The sequence below is a fragment of the Micromonospora sp. WMMC264 genome, from assembly GCF_027497275.1.
Lineage (GTDB): Bacteria > Actinomycetota > Actinomycetes > Mycobacteriales > Micromonosporaceae > Micromonospora > Micromonospora chalcea.
The window spans coordinates 4,038,197-4,056,866 of sequence record NZ_CP114907.1 but is presented as its reverse complement, the minus strand read 5'-3'; the positions used below and the strand labels follow the sequence as shown (position 1 = coordinate 4,056,866).

Sequence of the window (18,670 nt, the reverse complement as noted above, 5' to 3'; positions counted from 1 at the left end):
CGCCGCCTCAGCCGAGCGGGACGCTCCAGCGCACCTCGGTGCCGCGCGGCTCGGCCCGGCGCAGCGAGAACTCGCCGCCCAGCCGCTCGGCCCGCTCCCGCAGGTTGACCAGCCCGCTGCGGGCCGCCTCCGGGTCGCAGCCGATCCCGTCGTCGGTGACGGTGATCTCGACCCGGCCGGAGTCGACGCGTACGCGCACCGACACCCGGTCGGCCTGCGCGTGGCGTACCGCGTTGGACAGCGCCTCGCGCAGCACGGCGGTGAGTTCTCCGCGCAGCTCGTCCGGCACGGCGCTGTCGATCGGGCCGACCAGCTCCAGGTCGGGCCGGTAGCCGAGCGACTCGGCGGCCACTTCGATGGCCTCGCGGATCTCGGTGCGCAGCGCCGCGCTCATCGGGGTGCGCAGCTCGAAGATGGTGCGGCGGATGTCGCGGATGGTGGCGTCCAGGTCGTCGACCGCCTGGTTGATCCGCTTGGCGGCCTCGGGGCGGGCGTTCATCGCGCCGCTCTGCAGTTGCAGGCCGGTGGCGAACAGCCGCTGGATCACCACGTCGTGCAGGTCGCGGGCGATGCGTTCGCGGTCCTCCAGGACCACCAGCAGTTCCCGCTCCTCCTGCCCGCGGGCCCGTTCCATGGCCAGCGCGGCCTGCCCGGCGAAGCTGGCCAGCAGCGCGAGGTCGTCGTCGGCGGCGGGGCCGTGGTCGGGCCGGTAGCCGATCACCAGGACGCCGTGCAGCGTGTCGGCGGCGGCGAGGGGGGAGACCACGGCCGGGCCGGCGACCACGGGCCGGGGCCAGGGCGCCGCGGCGGCCAGGTTCTCCACCTGGTCGTGCCGGCCCGACGTGGCGGACGCGGCGAAGCTGGTCTCGGCGGCCGGCAGCACCGCGCCGACCAGTTCCCGGGTGACCGGGTCGGCGCCGTCGACCACCTCGACGGTGAACTGCGCCTCGTCCTCGTCGTAGAGCAGCACCAGGGCCAGCTCGGCCTCGGCGACCTCGCGGGCGCGGCGGGCCACCAGCGTCAGCGCGTCGGTGCGGCGTACCTCGCCGAGCAGCACCGAGGTGATCTCGGCGGCGGCGGCGAGCCAGCGTTCGCGCCGGTGCGCCAGCGCGTAGAGGCGGGCGTTCTCGATCGCCACGCCGGCCGCGGCGGCCAGCGCCACCACGATCTCCTCGTCGTCCTCGGTGAACTCGGCGGCGCCCTGCTTCTCGGCCAGGTAGAGGTTGCCCCAGACGTGGTCGCGGATGCGCACCGGCACGCCGAGGAAGCTGTGCATCGGCGGGTGGTGCGGCGGGAAGCCGTACGAGTTGGGGTGCTTGGTGATGTCCGGCATGCGTACCGGCTTCGGCTCGTCGATGAGCAGGCCCAGCACGCCGCGGCCGTGCGGCAGCTCGCCGATCTTCGCGTGCAGCTCGGGGCTGATGCCGTGGACGATGAAGTCGTGCAGCATCCGGTCGGGGCCGATCACGCCCAGCGCGCCGTAGCGGGCGCCGGCCAGCTCGCACGCCGACTGCACGATCCGCTGCAGCGTGCTGCGCAGGTCGAGGTCGGAACCGATGCCGACGACGGCGTCCAGCAGCGCCCGGAGCCGCTCGCGGCTGGTCACCACCTCGCCGACGCGGTCGAGCATCTCCTGGAGCAGTTCGTCCAGGCGGACGCGGGACAGCGGGGTCAGCCCGAGCGACGGCGCGACGTGCTCGTGCTGGGGCTGGGGTGCGGCGGCCACCGGGCGATGGTATCGCCCGGCGGCCGCCCTGATCGAGACCGGTCAGGTGAGCCGGTCGCGGACCGCCGAGGTGTCGACGGTCTGCGCGACGTCCAGCCGGGGGGTGTGCGGCGGGCCGGCGTGGTTCGGGTCGGCCACACCCAGCCGCATGCTGATGTACGGGAACCCCAGGCCGGCGAGCATCTGCCGTAGCACCTCACGGGTGCCCTCGACCTCCACCACGCCGGACAGCGGCACCAGCGACACCCCGTGCCGGGTGGCGGTGAGCCAGGCGGCGGAAAGCGCCTCACCGGCGCGCAGCCAGCTCATCAGCTCGTCGTCGGCGCCCCAGAGGATCCCGTACACGGCGGTCTTGTCGTGGCCGGGGCCGATCGGCAGCGATCCGGCGCGGCCGAAATCGCGGGCCGGAACGGTCGTCTGGGGGGCCTGCTCGGGCAGCACCTCCGGCGGCAGCCCGGTGCCGGTGCCGGCCCGGCTGGTCCAGTACGCCAGTTCCTCGCGCAGTTCCGGGCTGTCCGCCTCGACGGCGGCGGCCTGCTGGGCGGCGCTGGCGAGCTGGATCTTCTGGGTGTCGTCGAGCAGTTGCAGGTTCACGCCTTCGCGGGTGGCGGCCCGGTCGATGTCATCGAGCGCGGCGGTCGGGATCGGCTCGTCGCTGACCGGACGCCGGTCGGTGTGCCGGACCTGCATGCACTGCACGACGCGCATGGCGTCGGGGTCGGCTCCGGTGTGCTTCAGACTGGTGATCCTGGCCAGCAGGTCGGGTTCGGCCGGGTCGGGCAGCCGCTCCACCACCGGGGTCCAGCCCTCGGCGGCCAGCGCCACCCGGGCGTGGTGCAGCGCGGCGCCGCAGCTCACCACCAGCAGGTGACCCTCCGGGTCCATGGCGCTGAGGTGCCGTTCGCGTACCACCCGCAGCTCCAGCGCGTCGGGCAGGACCGTCCAGTGCCACGGCTGCGTGTTGTGCACCGAGGGAGCGTGGCCGGCCATTCCGGCGGCCTCCGCGAGCGCGGTGGTCAACGGGCGATCGCCGGCCGGCGTCTCGTGGCTCATCGTCACGACCTTTCCTGTTTTCCCCATCGTGCCCCACGCCCGGGTGGGGACGCCGTTCCATCCCCCGGATTACCCGTGTCGGCCCGCCCGCCCCACGTCCGACTGAGACGATCCACACGTGGGAAGCGAACCACGCGAGTGCGTACCCGAGCAGCCGGCCCGTGCCCGGCGGTGGGCGTGGGCCGAGTGGGCGCCGCTGGTGCTGCTCACCGCGGCCGTGCTGGCCGGGGCGGCGCTGTGGTTCGCGGGCGCGCACGACGCCGCCCGGCTGGTCTGGGCGGCGGTCACGGTGGTCGCGCTCGTCCCGGCCGCCTGGACCACGCTGCGCCAGCTCTGGCTGCGGCAGTTCGGCGTGGACGTCATCGCGGTGCTGGCGCTGCTCGGCGCGCTGCTGGTGCGGGAGTTCCTGGCCGGCGCCGTGATCGCGGTGATGGTCGCGACCGGGCGGGCGCTGGAGGAGTACGCCCAGCGCCGCGCCACCCGTGACCTGCGGGCGCTGCTGGAACGCGCGCCGCGGCAGGCGCGGCGGCGGACCCCGGACGGCGGGATCGAGGTGGTGCCGCTGGACCGCGTCGAGGTGGGGGACCGCCTCGTGGTCGGGCCGGGCGACGTGGTGCCTGTCGACGGCGTGGTCGAGGAGGCGGCCACGCTCGACGAGTCGGTGGTCACCGGCGAGTCGCAGCTGGTCACCCGCGCGGCGGGCGACGAGGTCGCCAGCGGGGTGGTCAACGCGGGCGCCGGGTTCGGGCTGCGGGCCCGCCGCAACGCGGCGGAGAGCACCTACGCCGGCATCGTCCGCCTGGCCGGCGAGGCCACCGCCCGCAAGGCGCCGATGGTACGGCTCGCCGACCGGTACGCCGCCGCGTTCGTGCCGTTCACGCTGGTGCTGGCGGGGCTGGCATGGCTGCTGTCCGGCGAGTTCACCAGGGCGGTGGCGGTGCTCGTGGTGGCCACCCCGTGCCCGCTGCTGCTGGCGACCCCGATCGCCGTGGTGTCCGGCCTGTCCCGGGTGGCCCGGCGCGGCGTGCTGGTGCGTGACGGTGGCTCGCTGGAGCAGCTCGGCCGCGCTCGTACGCTGCTGCTGGACAAGACCGGGACGCTCACCGCCGGGCGGCCCCGCGCGGCCGAGGTGGTGGTGGCGCCGGGCGGCGACCGGGACGAGGTGCTGCGCCTGGCCGCCTCGGTCGAGCAGCTCTCCCCGCACGTGCTGGCCGCCGCGCTGGTCCGGCAGGCCCGCGAGCGCGGGCTGCCGCTGGCTGAGCCGACCGATGTCACCGAGGAGCCGGGGCACGGCGTGAGCGGGCGCGTCGACGGGCGGACGGTGCACGTCGGGCAGTTCGCGGGCGAGCCGCCGGAGTGGGCGGGCCGGCTCGGTGAGCGCGCCGAACGGGCCGGGCGCTCCGCGGTCTGGGTCAGCGACGACCACGGCCCGCTGGGCGCGATCCTGCTGGAGGACCCGGTGCGCCCGGACGCCCGGCGGACCGTGCGGCGGCTGCGCGAGGCGGGCCTGACCCGGCTGGTCATGGTGACCGGCGACCGTCCGGGCACGGCCCGCCAGGTGGCGCAGATCGTGGGGGTGGACGACGTGATCGCGCGCTGCTCGCCGCAGGAGAAGGCCGAGCGGGTACGCGAGGAGTCGGCGCACGCGGTGACAGTGATGGTCGGCGACGGCGTGAACGACGCGCCCGCGCTGGCCGAGGCGCACGTCGGGGTGGCGATGGGCGCGACCGGGGCGACCGCCTCGGCCGACGTGGCCGACGCGGTGCTCACCGTGGACCGCCTGGACCGGCTCGCGGACGCCGTCGAGATCGCCCGGTACGCCCGCCGCATCGCGGTGCAGAGCGCCACCGTCGGGATGGGCCTGGCGGTGCTGGCGATGCTGGTGGCGGCCGCTGGCCGGCTGCCCCCGGTGGCCGGCGCGTTCCTGCAGGAGGGCATCGACGTCCTGGTGATCCTCAATGCGCTGCGCGCGCTCGGCGGTGGCCTGCGGCGGCGGGACCTGCCCCCGCACACGGCGGAGCTGATCGACAGGTACGCGGGCGAGCACGGTGGCATCCGGGACGTGCTGGCCCGGCTGCGGGACACCGCCGACATGGTGGCGACCCGACCGGACGACCCGGCGTGCCTGCCGGCGCTGCGCGAGGTGCACCGGCGTCTGGTCGACGAGGTGCTGCCGCACGAGGCGGCCGAGGACCGGCAGCTGTACCCGGCGCTGGCCGGGCCGCTCGGCAGCGACGAGGCGACCTCCACGATGAGCCGGGCGCACGTGGAGATCGTGCGGCTGGTGGAGCGGATCGGCGGGCATCTCACGGCGCAGCCGGACGGGCGGCTGCGCCGTGACGAGGTGCCGGATCTGCTCGCCGCGCTCTACGGCCTGGACGCGGTGTTGCGCCTGCACCTGGCGCAGGAGGAGGAGGACTACTTCTCGCTCAACCCGGAGGAGGGCTCCACCGCGTCCGGCTGCTGACCACCGTCCTCGCGGCAGGTGCTCCACGAGCCAAGCGCGCCCGTCTGGTCAGCGCTCGCGTACCACGGCGACCGGGCAGTGCGAGTGCTGGATGAGCTGCTGGCTGACCGAGCCGAGCAGCATGCCGCGCAACCCGCCCCGGCCCCGGCTGCCGACCACCACGAGCTGTGCCGACCGGCTCGCCTCCACCAGCAGCGCCGACGGGCTGCCGGGAACGGCCTCGACCTCCACCGGCACGTCGGGGAAGCTCTCCCGCCAGGTGGCCAGCTCCGCCTCGGCGGCGGCCCGCTCGGCGGCGGCGGTCTCCTCCGGGTCGAAGCCCGGCGGCACCCACCTGTCGCCGGGCGGCTCCCAGGCCCGCAGCACCCGCAGCGGCACGTCCCGCTGGGCGGCCCGCTCGACGGCGAAGCCGAGCGCCCGCAGCGCCGTCTCCGAGCCGTCCGAGCCGACCACCACCGGCCCGGACGTGGCGGCCTGACCGTCGCGGACCACCACCACCGGGCAGTGGGCGTGCGCTGTCACCGAGACCGCGGTGGAGCCGGCGAGCAGCCCGCCGAAGCCGCCGTGGCCGCGGCTGCCGAGCACCAGCATCCCGGCCTCGGCGGACCGTTCCTGCAGCACCAGCGCGGGCGGGCCGTCGAACACCTCGCCGTGCACGGTGAGGCCGGGCCGGTCGGCGGCGGCGTCCGCCGCCGCCTTGCGGACCAGTTCCTCGACCTGCCGGCGGGCGGCCTCGTCCGGCCACACCCCCGGGGCCACCCCGGGACCGATCCAGCCGGTCACCGTCAACCACTCGAAGACGTACGCCAGCCGCACCGGCCGGCCCGAGCGGCCCGCCTCGTCCAGCGCCCAGTTCAGGGCGACAGCCGCGTCAGGGGAGCCGTCGTAGCCGACGAGGATCTCCTCGTTCATTCGCCACTCCTTACCGCCGGATCGTTCTCGCGGACCCAGCGCCACTCGGCGACGTGGGGGTCGTCCTCGCCGTAGCGCCGGGTGTAGTCGCGGCAGGACTGGCGGGCGTCCACCATGTCCTGACGCAGGTGCGCGGCCCGCGACCGCAGCCCCGGTACCCGGTCGATCACGTCGATGACCAGGTGGAAGCGGTCCAGGTCGTTGAGCATCACCATGTCGAACGGCGTCGTGGTGGTGCCCTCCTCCTTGTAGCCGCGTACGTGCAGGTTCTCGTGGTTGGTCCGGCGGTAGGTGAGCCGGTGGATCAGCCACGGGTAGCCGTGGTAGGCGAAGATGACCGGCCTGTCGCGGGTGAAGATGGTGTCGAACTCGTTGTCCGGCAGACCGTGCGGGTGCTCCGACGGCGGTTGCAGGCGCATCAGGTCGACCACGTTGACCACCCGCACCTTCAGGTCCGGCAGGTGCCGGCGCAGCAGGTCGACAGCGGCGAGCGTCTCCAGCGTCGGCACGTCGCCGGCGCAGGCGAGCACCACGTCCGGCTCGACGCCGTCGTCGGTGCTGGCCCAGTCCCAGATGCCCAGGCCGCGGCGGCAGTGCTGGATCGCCTCGTCCATGGTCAGCCAGTTCGGCGCGGGCTGCTTGCCGGCCACCACCACGTTGATGTACTGCCGGCTGCGCAGACAGTGGTCCATAGTGGACAGGAGCGTGTTGCCGTCCGGCGGCAGGTAGACGCGGACCACCTCGGCCTTCTTGTTCATCACGTGGTCGATGAAGCCCGGGTCCTGGTGCGAGAAGCCGTTGTGGTCCTGCCGCCACACGTGGCTGGACAGCAGGTAGTTCAGCGAGGCCACCGGCTCCCGCCACGGGATGTCCCGGGTCACCTTCAGCCACTTGGCGTGCTGGTTGACCATCGAGTCGACGATGTGGATGAACGCCTCGTAGCTGGTGAAGATGCCGTGCCGGCCGGTCAGCAGGTAGCCCTCCAGCCAGCCCTGGCACAGGTGCTCGGAGAGCACCTCCATCACCCGGCCGTCGGGGGAGAGATGGTCGTCACCGGGCACCTCCGCGCCGATGAACGCGCGGCCGGTCACCTCGAACGCCGCGCCGAGCCGGTTCGAGGCGACCTCGTCCGGGCCGAACAGGCGGAACGTCTCCGGGTTACACGCGATCACGTCGCGGACCCAGGGGCCGAGCACACCGGTCGCGCCGGCCATCGGCTCGCCCGGCGTCGGCACGTCGACCGCGTAGTCGCGGAAGTCGGGCAGCTCCAGGTCGCGCAGCAGCCGGCCGCCGTTGGCCACCGGGTTCGCGCTCATCCGGCGGTCACCGGTCGGCGGCAGGTCGGCCACCTCGGCGACCGGGCCGCCGGTGGCGTCGAACAGCTCCTCCGGACGGTAGCTGCGCAGCCAGCGCTCCAGCTCGGCCAGGTGCTCCGGGTTGTCCCGGACGCCGGAGATCGGCACCTGGTGGGCGCGGAACGTGCCCTCGACCTGCTTGCCGTCGACCCGGGACGGCCCGGTCCAGCCCTTCGGCGTACGCAGGACGATCATCGGCCAGCGCGGGCGTTCCACGCGTCCGCCGGCGCGGGCGCGGCGCTGGATCTCGCCGATCTCGTCGACCGCCCGGTCCAGCGTGGCGGCGAGCGACTGGTGCACTGTCGCCGGGTCGTCGCCCTCCACCACGTACGGCTGGTAGCCGAAGCCGCGCATCATGTCGCGCAGATCCGCACGGGGGATCCGGTCCAGCACGGTCGGGTTGGCGATCTTGTAGCCGTTGAGGTGCAGGATCGGCAGCACCGCGCCGTCGCGGGCCGGGTTGAGGAACACGTTCGACAGCCAGCTCCCGGCCAGCGGGCCGGTCTCCGCCTCGCCGTCGCCGATCACGCAGGCCACCAGCAGGTCCGGGTTGTCGAACGCGGCGCCGTACGCGTGGCTCAGCGCGTACCCCAGCTCGCCGCCCTCGTGGATCGAACCCGGCACCTCCGGCGCCACGTGGCTCGGGATCCCGCCCGGGAAGGAGAACTGGCGGAACAGCCGCTGCATGCCGGTCTCGTCGCGGGGGATGTGGTGGTACAGCTCGCTGTAGGTGCCCTCCAGCCAGGTGTTCGCGACCAGCGCCGGGCCGCCGTGGCCGGGACCGGTGACGAAGATGGCGGACAGGTCCCGGTCGACGATGACCCGGTTGAGGTGCGTGTAGAGCAGGTTGAGCCCGGGGCTGGTGCCCCAGTGGCCCAGCAGGCGCGGCTTGACGTGCTCGGGTCTGAGCGGTTCGCGCAGCAGCGGATTGTCGAGCAGGTAGATCTGGCCGACGGTCAGGTAGTTCGCCGCCCGCCAGTAGGCGTCCAGCCGGCGCAACTCGTCCTCGGTCAGGGGGCTGTGCAGGTTCACCGCGGTGTCCATGCTGCCTTAGCCTCTCGTGGCTCGGGATCTGCTGCCACTCGGGGACCACGTCTTCTTCCCCGGCGGGTTCAGCTTCGCCCCGGTCCGGGGCCGCCGGTCAGGGCCGTAGGTCCCGCCTCGGGTGGGCGTCACGATCCGTCCCCGGCGCCCGTGTCGAGTCCCCGTACGACGATCAGCGGGGCCGGCGAATGGTAGAGCAGGGACTGGCTGACCGCGCCCAGAGTCGACCGTACCGGCCCGTCGCCCCGGGCGGCGACGACTGCGAGCTGCGCCGCGCGGGACCGGTCGAGCAGGACGGATGTCGGCTCACCGTGGACGGTGAGGCAGTCGGTGGTGACCCGGGGGTGCCGGACGGCGTGCCGGTTCACCGCCTCCTCCAGCAGCCCGTCGTCGCCGTCGCCGCACCCGGGCTCGATCACCCGGACGGCGAGCAGGCGGGCGCCGCGGCTCTCCGCGCAGTCGAAGGCGTACCCGAGTGCGGCGCGGGAGCTGGCCGACCCGTCGAAGCCGACGACCAACGGTCCGGGCGGGGCCGGCTCGGCGCGGCCGACCAGCACCGGGCAGCCCGCCCGGGCGGCCACCTCCACGGCCGGCGTGTCGGTGGGTACCGAGTGCGGGCGGGTCGACATGCCGCCGTCACCGAGCGCGATCAGGAACGCGGTGTCGGCGGCCCGCAGCAGCGCCTCGACCGGTGAGCCCTCGACGATCTCGCCGCTGACCGGCACCTCCGGCGCGCACTCGGCGGCTGCCTGCCCGGCGGCCTCCAGCAGGTTCTCCGCGTCCGTGCGGCTGCCGCCCGCCGGGGCGGGCCCGGGCGTCGCGGCCCAGTTGAACGCGTGCAGCAGATGCAGCGGCCGGTGGTGGGCGGCGGCCTCGGCGGCAGCGGTGCGGACCACCGCCAGATCCTCCGCCGACCGGCCCACGCCGACCACCACCGAACCGTGGCTGGGTGCGGCCACCCCGGCTCACCTCCCGACCCCGCTTTTCACTCACCGTAGTCGCGGGACCGGGTGCGCCGGACCGGGTCGGCGGAAACCGGCGGTCAGCGCGGGGCGGGCAGGGCGGGATGGACGCGCAGCACGACGGCTGTGGCGTTGTCCTCGCCGCCCTCGTCGAGGCTGGCGGCGAGCAGGGCCTCGGCGGTGCGCGCCGGGTCGCGCCGGGCGGCGAGCAGGTCGCGCAGCCGGTGGTAGCCGAGCTGGTCGCTGACCCCGTCGGTGCACAGCAGCCAGGTGTCGCCCCGGCGCAGCGGCACGGCGAGCAGGTCCGGCTCGGGCCGGTCGGGGTGGCCGACGTAGCGCAGCAACTGGTAGCGGGCCCGGGCCGCCTCCGGCGAGTCCGGCGGCCACCAGCCGTGCAGCAGACCCAGCCAGGCCATGGTGTGGTCGACCGTCACCAGCTCCAGCAGCCCGTCGCGCAGCCGGTACGCCCGCGAGTCGCCGAGCTGGACCAGCCAGCCCTGGTCGCCGTCGGGCTGGACGACGAGCGCGGTGAGCGTGCATCCGGTCAGGCCGGGCTGCGCCGCTCCGGCCTGGCGTACCCGCCGTTGGGTTTCGGCGACGGCGGCGCGCAGCCCGGTGGGGCCGACGGCGGGCCAGTCGGCGCGGACCCGCGCCACGAACGTCTCGGCCGCGGTCGTGCCGGCGATCCGGCTGCCCTCGCCGTCGCCCATGCCGTCGCAGACCACCGCCAGCGGCAGCTCCGGGTCGACGTGCAGCACGTCGTAGTTCTCCGGGTAGCGGTGCCCGACCACGCTGCCCCCGGCGATCTCCAGGGTGAGGCGGCCGGCGGTGAGCCGGCGCGCGGGCTCGACCGGCCGGTCCAGCGGACGGCGGCGGAACACCAGCGGACCGTAGCACCGCCGCGGGCCGCGGGTGGCAGGCCACGACGGGTGTCAACCAGGGTTGACACCCGTCGTGCTGTCAACCTACATTGACACCATGAGTCAGGCGACGGAACTCGCGGCGGCGGCCGGCAGCACCGACCCCAAGGTCGGCCTGCGTGCCGTGCTCGCCCTGCGCCGGCTGCTGGAGCGGCTGGAGGTGATCCAGGTGGACAACGCCCGGCGACAGGGCTGGTCCTGGCAGGAGATCGCCGACGCCCTCGAGGTCAGCCGGCAGGCGGTCCACAAGAAGCACGCCGGGCGACCGGCGGTACGCGACAGCTGGGAGGCGTGATGTTCGAACGATTCACCGACCGGGCCCGTGCCGTGGTGCACCACGCGCTCGACGAGGCCCGCACCGAGGGACGGCGGCCGGTCGGCACCGAGCACCTGCTGCTGGGCGTGCTCGCCGACCGCGACAACCTGGCGGTACGGCTGCTCGCGGCCGGTGGCGTCGAGGCCGACGCCCTGCGCGCCGCGGTGGCCCGCCACACCGCGCAGGGCGTGGACGGGCTCGGCGCGGCGGACGCCGCGGCACTGCGCGAGATCGGCATCGACCTCGCCGCGATAGTGGCCCGGATCGAGGAGTCCTTCGGCCCGGACGCGCTGCGTGAGGCGACCCCGCGCCCGCGCCGGTGGTGGCGTCGCGGGACGCACCACGGCACGTTCTCGCCCCGCGCCAAGAAGGTGCTGGAGCTGTCGCTGCGCGAGGCGCTGCGGCTGCGCCACCGGCACATCGGCACCGAACACATCCTGCTCGGCCTGCTGCGCGAGGGCGACGGCCTGGCCGCCGCGGTGCTCACCGAGGCCGGGGTGGACATCGACGACCTGCGACGCCGCATCGACACGGCGCTGCGCGAGGCCGCCTGACACGTACCCGGTTTTCAAACCTGTTTGCGGTCATCGCAACGTCCCGCTGCGCCGGGTCGCCGTCACGCCCCGTGTCCTGCACACTGACGCCGTGGACGGTGCAGACGACAAGCGCCCGGTGAACGCGGAGAACCGCACCCCGCGCTCGGCAGTGGTGGTCAACCCGGTGAAGGTGGCCGACCTGGACGAGTTCCGCCGGACCGTGGAGGGCGCGCTCGCCGCCGCCGGCTGGCCGGCCCCGACCTGGTACGAGACGACAGTCGAGGACCCGGGCCGCGGGCAGACGGAACAGGCGGTGAAGGCGGGCGCGGAGGTCGTCTTCGCCTGCGGCGGCGACGGCACGGTGATGGCGTGCGTGACCGCGCTGGCCGGCACCGACGTGGCGCTGGCGGTGCTGCCCCAGGGCACCGGAAACCTCCTCGCCGCCAACCTCGGCCTCTCGAACGACCTGGCCGCCGGGCTCCAGGTCGCCGTCGAACGCGGGATGCGCCGCCTCGACGTCGGCGTGGTCGGCGACCAGTGCTTCGCGGTGATGGCCGGGATGGGCTTCGACGCCCAGATGCTCGACTCCACCTCCGAGACCACCAAGAAGCGGATCGGCTGGCCGGCGTACCTGATGGGCGCCGCCCGCCACCTGCGCGACCGGCCGATGCGGGTCTCGGTGCGCATCGACGGCCGCCCGCCGCTGCGCCGCCGGGCCCGGTCGGTCCTGGTCGCCAACGTCGGGCGCCTGCAGGGCGGGGTACGCCTGCTCACCGACGCCGAGCCGGACGACGGCTGGCTCGACGTGGCGGTGCTGACACCGCGCGCGCTGCGTCACTGGCTCGCCATGGGCTGGGCGGTGCTGCGCCGCCGCGACAGCGTGCCCCGGATGGAGGTGTTCCGGGCCCGCTCGGTCGAGATCACCAGCACCCGGGCGCAGCCCCGGCAGCTCGACGGCGACCTGATCGAGCCGGGCCGCTCGCTGAAGGCCACCATCCGCCCCGAGTCGCTCTGGCTCTGCGTACCGCGCCCCGAGGAGCACCCCGACCTGGCGGTGGACGCCGACGCGGTCGGCGAGCGCGGCGAGCACCTGGTCGAGGAGGCCCGCCGTGAGTAGCACCAAGCTGGTCCCCGAGACCCGGTTGATGACCGAGAACGAGCTGTCCGCCGACGACGCCTGGCACACGCTGCGCCGGCACGGCGGCTGGTGCCTGCTGCGGGACGCGTTCGTCCGGTTCCGCTACGGCGACGGATTCAGCCACTCCCGGGCGCTGGGGTTGCAGCTCTGCCTGGCGGTGGTGCCGTTCCTGATCGCGCTCACCGGCCTGATCACCGACCTGGGGGTGGACGAGGGCGGCAAGGTCGTCGCGGACACCGTACTGGCCATCACGCCCGGCCAGAGCGAGGCGATGGTGCAGGACCTGCTGACCGACAGTGAGCGCAGCGAGGACGCCGGCGAGCTGGCGCTGACCCTCGGCCTGCTCACCGGGCTGGTCGCGCTGACCACCACGATGGCGCAGATCGAGCGGGGCGCGAACCGGATCTACGGCGTCGAGCGGGACCGCCCGGCGCTGGCCAAGTACCTGCGCGCCACGGTCCTCGCGGTGGTCGCCGGCGTACCCGCGCTGGCCGGCTTCCTCATCCTGGTCGGCGGCCGGGCGATGGGCGAGTCGGTACGGCGGCACTACGAGTGGGGCGACGCGGCGATGGCCGGATGGGACGTGATCCGCTGGCCGCTGAGCCTCGGCCTGACGGTGATCGCCGTGGCGGTGCTGTTCCGGCACGCGCCGCGCCGCCGGCAGCCCGGCCTGTCCTGGCTCGTCTTCGGCGCGGCCATCGCCATCGCGATCTGGTGGCTGGCCAGCCTGCTGCTGGCCGCCTACGTGAAGTACAGCGGCGGATTCGGCCAGACCTACGGCGCGTTGACCGGCATGATGGCGCTGTTGCTCTGGGCCAACCTCACCGGCATGGCGCTCTTCGGCGGGCTGGCCTTCGCCGCCCAGCTGGAGGCGATGCGCATCGGCGTGGAGGAGCCGGCCCAGCCGGATCTGTGGCAGCCGGAGGCGCACCGCGAGGACCTGTTCGACACCGGTGAGATGACCTCGCTCTGACGCCGCGCCGGTCCGGCGTGTACGGGACACGCCGATCGGGTACAGCGCGCCTCGCAGAGGAACGAGGGAGGTGCGGTGTGACCGCGGTCAAGGAAGCCGGGCGCCGGCCGCTGGGCCATTTCGCCGAGCGGAGTCTGGCGGGCCTGCTCGCCGTGGCCGGCGCGGGAGTCGGGTTCGGGCTGCTCCTGATGCTCGTCCGGTTCCGCTGGAGCCCGCTGCGCGACGCCGATTATGCGGCGGCCGAGTGGTTCAACGGCCTGGTGGCGCCGCACGGCCCGCTGGTCACGGTGCTCCAGGCGATCACCGACCTGGGCGGCCGGCCGGTGCTGATCTGGCTGGTCACCATCGCGGTGGTGGGTCTGCTGATCCGCCGCCAGTCCCGGCTGGCGGTCTACCTGATCGTCACCGGCGTGGGCGGGCTGATCCTCGACCCGTCGCTCAAGGCGCTCGTCGGCCGGCTGCGCCCGGTGGTGGACGTGCCGATCGCCGACGCTCCCGGCAACAGCTTTCCCAGCGGGCACGCGCTCGGCTCGTTCGTCGCGTACGGGGCGCTGCTGCTGGTGTTCCTGCCGGCCATGTCGCCGCGCTGGCGCAAGCCCGCCATCGCCGTCGCCGCCGTGCTTGTCTTCCTGGTCGGGCTGACCCGGATCGCGCTGGGCGTGCACTTCGTGTCCGACGTGATCGGCGGCTGGCTGCTCGGCGCGGCCTGGCTGGGCGTCACCGCGTACGCCTTCCGGTTGTGGCGGCGCGAGCGCGGCCGGCCGGTGCCGCCGCTGCGCGAGGGCCTGGAGCCGGAGGCGGGCGAGGAGCTGGCGCTCGCGCCGGACGAGGAGAAGGTGCTGGAGCACCCCCGCTCCGCGGTGGCCGAGCTGCTGGTCGGCTGGGTGCTCGTCTTCGGCGCGCTCTACGCGTTCGGCATGTTCGTCAGCTACCACGCCAAGGGCACGTTCTTCGACACGCTCGACACGAAGGTGCCGCGCTGGTTCGCCGAGCGGCACACCGACGCGCTCACCGACCTGAGCTGGTGGTGGAGCAAGTTCGGCGACACCCACGCCATCCTGCTGGTGTCGCTGGTGTTCTGCCCGATCGTGCTGGCCGTGTGGCGGCGCTGGCGGCCGGTGCTGTACGTGGTGCTGGCGATGTTCGGCGAGCTGAGCCTGTTCCTGGCCAGCGCCCGGGTGGTGGACCGGCCCCGGCCGCCGGTGGAGAACCTGGACGGGCAGATGCCCACCTCGTCCTTCCCGTCCGGGCACATCGCGGCCACCATCTGCCTCTGGGCGGCCATGGCGGTCATCGTGTTCCCGCGTACCGACAGGTGGTGGCGGTGGCTGTTCGTGGGCATGGCCGTGCTGATGCCGGTCGGCGTGGCCACCTCCCGGATGTACCGGGGCATGCACCACCCGACCGACTTCATGGGCGCGATCCTGCTCGGCGCGCTCTGGCTGTCGCTGCTGTACTGGGTGATCAAGCCGAACGCCGACGTGTACGAGGGCAACCAGCCGGCGATCGAGTCCGAACAGGTGGACGAGCTGGACGACGAGCTGGCCAAGGCCGCGCGGCCGGACTGAGCCGATGCTGCGGGTGATGACCTGGAACATCCGGACCGGCGGGCGGGACGCGGGCGGTGCCGACCGCCGGGACCGGATCGTCTCGGTCGTCACCGCGCAGCGCCCCGACGTGCTGGCGTTGCAGGAGCTGCGCGGCATGGACGCCACGCTGGGCGGCCTGGCCGACCGGCTCGGGATGGCGGCGTACCTGGCCCGGTCCTGTCTCGGCCAGCCGGTGGCGGTGCTGGTCCGCCCGCCGCTGCGGGTGCTGCGCGCCGGCCGGGTCCGCCGCCCGTTCCACCACGCCGCCGCCCGGGTGCAGGTCGCCACCGGCGCGGGACCGCTGACCGTGCTGAGCACGCACCTGTACCCCTACTCGGGTGGGCGGCGGCGGATGGAGGCGGACTGGCTCGCCGCCGCGCTGCGGCGGACCGGGGGAGAGCTGGCGCTGCTGGCCGGGGACCTGAACACGCTGGAGCCCACCGTCGACCACACCGCCCGGCTGGCCGGGCTGGCCACTCCGTACCGGCGGCGGCACCTGCGCCGCGACGGCCGTACCGTGGACACCCGCGCGGTGGCCCGGCTGCTCGACGCCGGGCTGGTGGACCTGTGGCCGCGCTCCGGCGGCGACGAGCCCGGCGGCCGGACCGTGCCGACCCGGCACGGCGGCGCCGAGTTCGCCGGGATGCGGCTGGACTATCTGCTCGCCACCCCGGCGCTGGCCGACCGGGTACGCGCGGTGCGGGTGGTCCGCGACGGTGACGCCGACTCGGCGTCGGACCACTATCCGGTGCTGGCCGAGGTGGACCTCACGGCCGGCTGAACGACGCGCCAGCCCAGACCGAAGGCGTACGTGGTGCGACCGGCGCAGCCACCCCGTTCTGGTGTCGCCGCCGAGCGGGCCGGGCCGGGTGCTACAGGACCAGGTTGAGCAGCACGGTGAGCACCACCGAGGCGACGATCGAGAAGAGGATCATCAGCAGGCAGCCGAGCCCGCCCCCGGCGGGCCGGATCTCGGTGTTCCCGATACGCATGGCGTCAACTCCTCAGCGGTCACAGCTCCCGCAGCCGGGGCAGCAGCTCCTCCTGGGCCCAGTCGAGGAACATCGGCTGGGTGTCGCCGCCCACCTGGACCAGCGCGACGTGGGTGAAGCCCGCCTCGACGAACTTCTTGAACGCCTCGACGTGCCGGTCGGTGTCCGGGCCGCAGGAGATGCCCTCGGCCACGTCCTCCTCCCGGACGAACCGGGTGGCCGCCTCGAACGACTCCGGGCCGGGCAGGTCGGCGTTGACCTTCCAGCCCAGGCCGAACCAGCGGAACTGGTCGTGCACGATCTTGCGGCACTCGTCCTCGTCCGGGCCGTAGCAGATGGCGACCTGCCCGTAGCGGGGGCGGCCCGCGCCACCGGCCTCCTCGTACATGTCGATCAGGTGCGACAGCGGGTCGGTGGCGATCATCGCGTCGGCGTACTCGGCGGCGAGCGTGGCCGACTGTCGCCCGGACGCGGCCACCGCCATCGGCACCGGCCGGTCCGGGCGGTCCCAGACGTACGCGTCGGGCACGTCGAAGTGGTTGCCGGAGAACGTCAGCGTCTCGCCGTTGAGCAGCGGCCGGATGATCTGCAGCGCCTCCTCGAACATCTCGTGCCGCTGCTGCACGTGCGGCCATCCGCCCACCACGTGCTCGTTGAGGTTCTCCCCGGCGCCGAGGCCCAGCGTGAAGCGGCCGTCCGAGAGCACCCCGATGGTGCTGGCCTTCTGCGCCACCACGGCCGGGTGGTACCGCCGGATCGGGCAGGTCACGAACGACATCAGCTCGGCCCGGCTGGTGGCGTGCGCGACCGCGCCGAGCACCGACCAGGCGTACGGGGAGTGGCCCTGGGACTCCAGCCAGGGGTAGTAGTGGTCGGACATGACCAGGTGGTCGAAGCCGGCGGCCTCGGCGCGTACGGCGTGGTCGACGAGTTCCTTCGGGCCGGCCTGCTCGCACATGAGGGTGTAACCGACGTTGACCATGGCACGTCTCCTTCCCGGGCGGATCGTCCCCGGATACCCCGCCCGGCGCGGGTCAACCCTGCTGTCCGCTTTCGCATTCGTCTCTTAACCGGTTCAGTTCATACGGCGCGTCAAGCGGTGTCGCCTCCCGGCCGATCCTGCTTAACCGGTTGCCTCACGCCTTCCATCGTCCTACGCTGATGCCTGCGTCCGTTCGGGAACCGGGCGGCGGCTACCGGGCTCAGTCGCCACCACCCTCTCACCGTCACCGCACCCCCGCTCGGGCACGGGGGATCCTTCCCCTGAGGACAGCCATGAAGAAACTGCTCTCCGTCGCGGGCGCCGCCCTGCTGACGGCCCTCGCCGCCGTCTTCGCCCTCGGGCAGCCGGCCCAGGCCGCCACCGGCTTCTCCGTCTCCAACGGGCGTCTCTACGACGCCAACGGTGTCGAGTTCGTCATGCGTGGCGTCAACCACGCGCACACCTGGTACCCGCAGCAGACCAGCTCGTTCGCCAACATCAAGGCGCTCGGCGCGAACACCGTCCGGGTGGTGCTGTCCAGCGGCGACCGCTGGACGAAGAACAGCGCCGCCGACGTGGCCAACGTGATCTCCCTGTGCAAGGGCAACCGGATGATCTGCGTGCTGGAGGTGCACGACACCACCGGGTACGGCGAGGACGGCGCCGCCACCACGCTGGCCAAGGCCACCGACTACTGGCTGAGCATCGCCGACGTGCTCAAGGGCCAGGAGAGGTACGTCATCGTCAACATCGGCAACGAGCCGTTCGGCAACCAGGGCTACAGCGCCTGGACCACCGACACGTCGAACGCGATCAAGCGGCTGCGCGCCGCCGGCCTGACCCACACGATCATGGTGGACGCGCCGAACTGGGGCCAGGACTGGTCGTTCACCATGCGCGACAACGCCGGCACCGTGTTCGCCGCCGATCCGCAGCGCAACACCGTCTTCTCCATCCACATGTACGGCGTGTTCGACACCGCCGCCGAGATCAGCGACTACCTGGGCCGCTTCCGTACCGCCGGGCTGCCCATCGTGGTCGGCGAGTTCGGGTTCAACCACTCCGACGGCAACCCGGACGAGGACGCCATCATGGCGTACGCCCAGGCCAACGGCATCGGCTACCTCGGCTGGTCGTGGAGCGGCAACGGCGGCGGCGTGGAGTACCTGGACATGACCACGTCGTTCAACCCGGCCCAGCTCACCAGCTGGGGGCAGCGCATCTTCAACGGCGCCAACGGCATCGCCGCCACCTCCCGTGAGGCGTCGGTGTACGCGAGCACCACCCCGACCGCCAGCCCGACGGTCAGCCCCACCGTGAGCCCGACGACCAGCCCGACCGTCAGCCCGACCCCGCCGCCGCCCACCACGCCCCCGCCGTCCGGTGGCTGCACCGCCACCTACACCGTCGCGAACTCGTGGCAGGGCGGCTTCCAGGGCGAGGTCAAGGTGACCGCCGGAGCGGCCGCGATCACCGGCTGGACGGTGCGCTGGACGTACGCCAACGGCCAGTCCGTCACCCAGGCGTGGAACGCGAGCGTCAGCAACAGCGGGTCGGCGTACACCGCCCGCAACGTCGACTACAACGGCCGCCTCGGCGCGGGCGCGAGCACCACCTTCGGCTTCATCGGCAGCTGGCAGGGCACGAATTCCACCCCCGCCGTGACCTGCACCTCCGCCTGACCCTCTAGTGCGTGATCAAGGAG

The 18,670-nt window shown here is 73.7% G+C and carries 15 protein-coding genes; 8 read left to right on the top strand and 7 right to left on the bottom strand.

Annotated elements, in window-relative coordinates; translation table 11 throughout:
• Positions 1 to 7 precede the first annotated feature (7 nt).
• Together O7542_RS17465 and O7542_RS17460 are read right to left on the bottom strand one after the other, a co-directional pair.
• Entirely contained in the window at positions 8 to 1,675 is a 1,668-nt protein-coding gene (locus O7542_RS17465) for a GAF domain-containing sensor histidine kinase (protein WP_176722880.1), read from the bottom strand.
• Positions 1,676 to 1,768: 93 nt separating this feature from the next.
• Positions 1,769 to 2,779: a hypothetical protein gene (locus O7542_RS17460; RefSeq protein ID WP_064447203.1), complete on the bottom strand. Its 1,011-nt coding sequence runs from the start codon at positions 2,777 to 2,779 to the stop codon at positions 1,769 to 1,771.
• A gap of 118 nt (positions 2,780 to 2,897) precedes the next feature.
• Between O7542_RS17460 and O7542_RS17455 the strand changes: the two genes are divergently transcribed.
• Positions 2,898 to 5,246 carry a heavy metal translocating P-type ATPase gene (locus tag O7542_RS17455; RefSeq protein WP_348651581.1) on the top strand — a complete coding sequence of 783 codons (2,349 nt, stop codon included), beginning with the start codon at positions 2,898 to 2,900 and terminating at the stop codon, positions 5,244 to 5,246.
• A 48-nt stretch (positions 5,247 to 5,294) separates the two neighbouring features.
• On the opposite strand, the gene O7542_RS17445 is transcribed toward O7542_RS17455, so the two are convergent.
• The 4 genes from O7542_RS17445 to O7542_RS17430 form a co-directional block, all read right to left on the bottom strand.
• The gene (locus O7542_RS17445) at positions 5,295 to 6,158 is read right to left on the bottom strand and encodes a universal stress protein (RefSeq protein ID WP_274477701.1); all 864 of its coding nucleotides are present in this window, start codon (positions 6,156 to 6,158) and stop codon (positions 5,295 to 5,297) included.
• Positions 6,155 to 8,557: a phosphoketolase family protein gene (locus O7542_RS17440; protein ID WP_281604901.1), complete on the bottom strand. Its 2,403-nt coding sequence runs from the start codon at positions 8,555 to 8,557 to the stop codon at positions 6,155 to 6,157. The genes O7542_RS17445 and O7542_RS17440 overlap by 4 nt, the downstream gene beginning before the upstream one ends.
• Positions 8,558 to 8,685: 128 nt before the next feature.
• Positions 8,686 to 9,516: a universal stress protein gene (locus tag O7542_RS17435; protein ID WP_043325566.1), complete on the bottom strand. Its 831-nt coding sequence runs from the start codon at positions 9,514 to 9,516 to the stop codon at positions 8,686 to 8,688.
• A gap of 83 nt (positions 9,517 to 9,599) precedes the next feature.
• Positions 9,600 to 10,400: a PP2C family serine/threonine-protein phosphatase gene (locus O7542_RS17430; RefSeq protein ID WP_281604900.1), complete on the bottom strand. Its 801-nt coding sequence runs from the start codon at positions 10,398 to 10,400 to the stop codon at positions 9,600 to 9,602.
• Between the two features lie 97 nt (positions 10,401 to 10,497).
• On the opposite strand from O7542_RS17430, the gene O7542_RS17425 reads away from it, so the two are divergent.
• The 6 genes from O7542_RS17425 (at position 10,498) to O7542_RS17400 (ending at position 15,772) form a co-directional block, all read left to right on the top strand.
• On the top strand, positions 10,498 to 10,734 hold the full coding sequence (locus O7542_RS17425) for an HTH domain-containing protein (RefSeq protein WP_043325563.1): 237 nt from the start codon (positions 10,498 to 10,500) through the stop codon (positions 10,732 to 10,734).
• Positions 10,734 to 11,309 carry a Clp protease N-terminal domain-containing protein gene (locus tag O7542_RS17420; protein ID WP_064447209.1) on the top strand — a complete coding sequence of 192 codons (576 nt, stop codon included), beginning with the start codon at positions 10,734 to 10,736 and terminating at the stop codon, positions 11,307 to 11,309. The genes O7542_RS17425 and O7542_RS17420 overlap by 1 nt, the downstream gene beginning before the upstream one ends.
• A gap of 91 nt (positions 11,310 to 11,400) precedes the next feature.
• A complete protein-coding gene (locus tag O7542_RS17415) occupies positions 11,401 to 12,408 on the top strand; it encodes a diacylglycerol kinase family protein (RefSeq protein WP_043325560.1) in 1,008 nt (335 codons plus the stop codon).
• Positions 12,401 to 13,402 carry a YihY/virulence factor BrkB family protein gene (locus tag O7542_RS17410; RefSeq protein ID WP_043325557.1) on the top strand — a complete coding sequence of 334 codons (1,002 nt, stop codon included), beginning with the start codon at positions 12,401 to 12,403 and terminating at the stop codon, positions 13,400 to 13,402. The genes O7542_RS17415 and O7542_RS17410 overlap by 8 nt, the downstream gene beginning before the upstream one ends.
• Positions 13,403 to 13,479: 77 nt before the next feature.
• Complete coding sequence (locus O7542_RS17405) at positions 13,480 to 14,970, top strand: phosphatase PAP2 family protein (protein WP_281604899.1); 1,491 nt, start codon at positions 13,480 to 13,482, stop codon at positions 14,968 to 14,970.
• Between the two features lie 4 nt (positions 14,971 to 14,974).
• On the top strand, positions 14,975 to 15,772 hold the full coding sequence (locus tag O7542_RS17400; protein WP_281604898.1) for an endonuclease/exonuclease/phosphatase family protein: 798 nt from the start codon (positions 14,975 to 14,977) through the stop codon (positions 15,770 to 15,772).
• Between the two features lie 230 nt (positions 15,773 to 16,002).
• On the opposite strand, the gene O7542_RS17395 is transcribed toward O7542_RS17400, so the two are convergent.
• Positions 16,003 to 16,965, bottom strand: coding sequence for a TIGR03557 family F420-dependent LLM class oxidoreductase (locus O7542_RS17395; protein ID WP_043325553.1), 963 nt, complete (start codon positions 16,963 to 16,965; stop codon positions 16,003 to 16,005).
• Between the two features lie 293 nt (positions 16,966 to 17,258).
• Here O7542_RS17395 and O7542_RS17390 point away from each other — a divergent pair, with 293 nt between their 5' ends.
• The gene (locus O7542_RS17390; RefSeq protein WP_281604897.1) at positions 17,259 to 18,647 is read left to right on the top strand and encodes a cellulase family glycosylhydrolase; all 1,389 of its coding nucleotides are present in this window, start codon (positions 17,259 to 17,261) and stop codon (positions 18,645 to 18,647) included.
• Positions 18,648 to 18,670 lie beyond the last annotated feature (23 nt).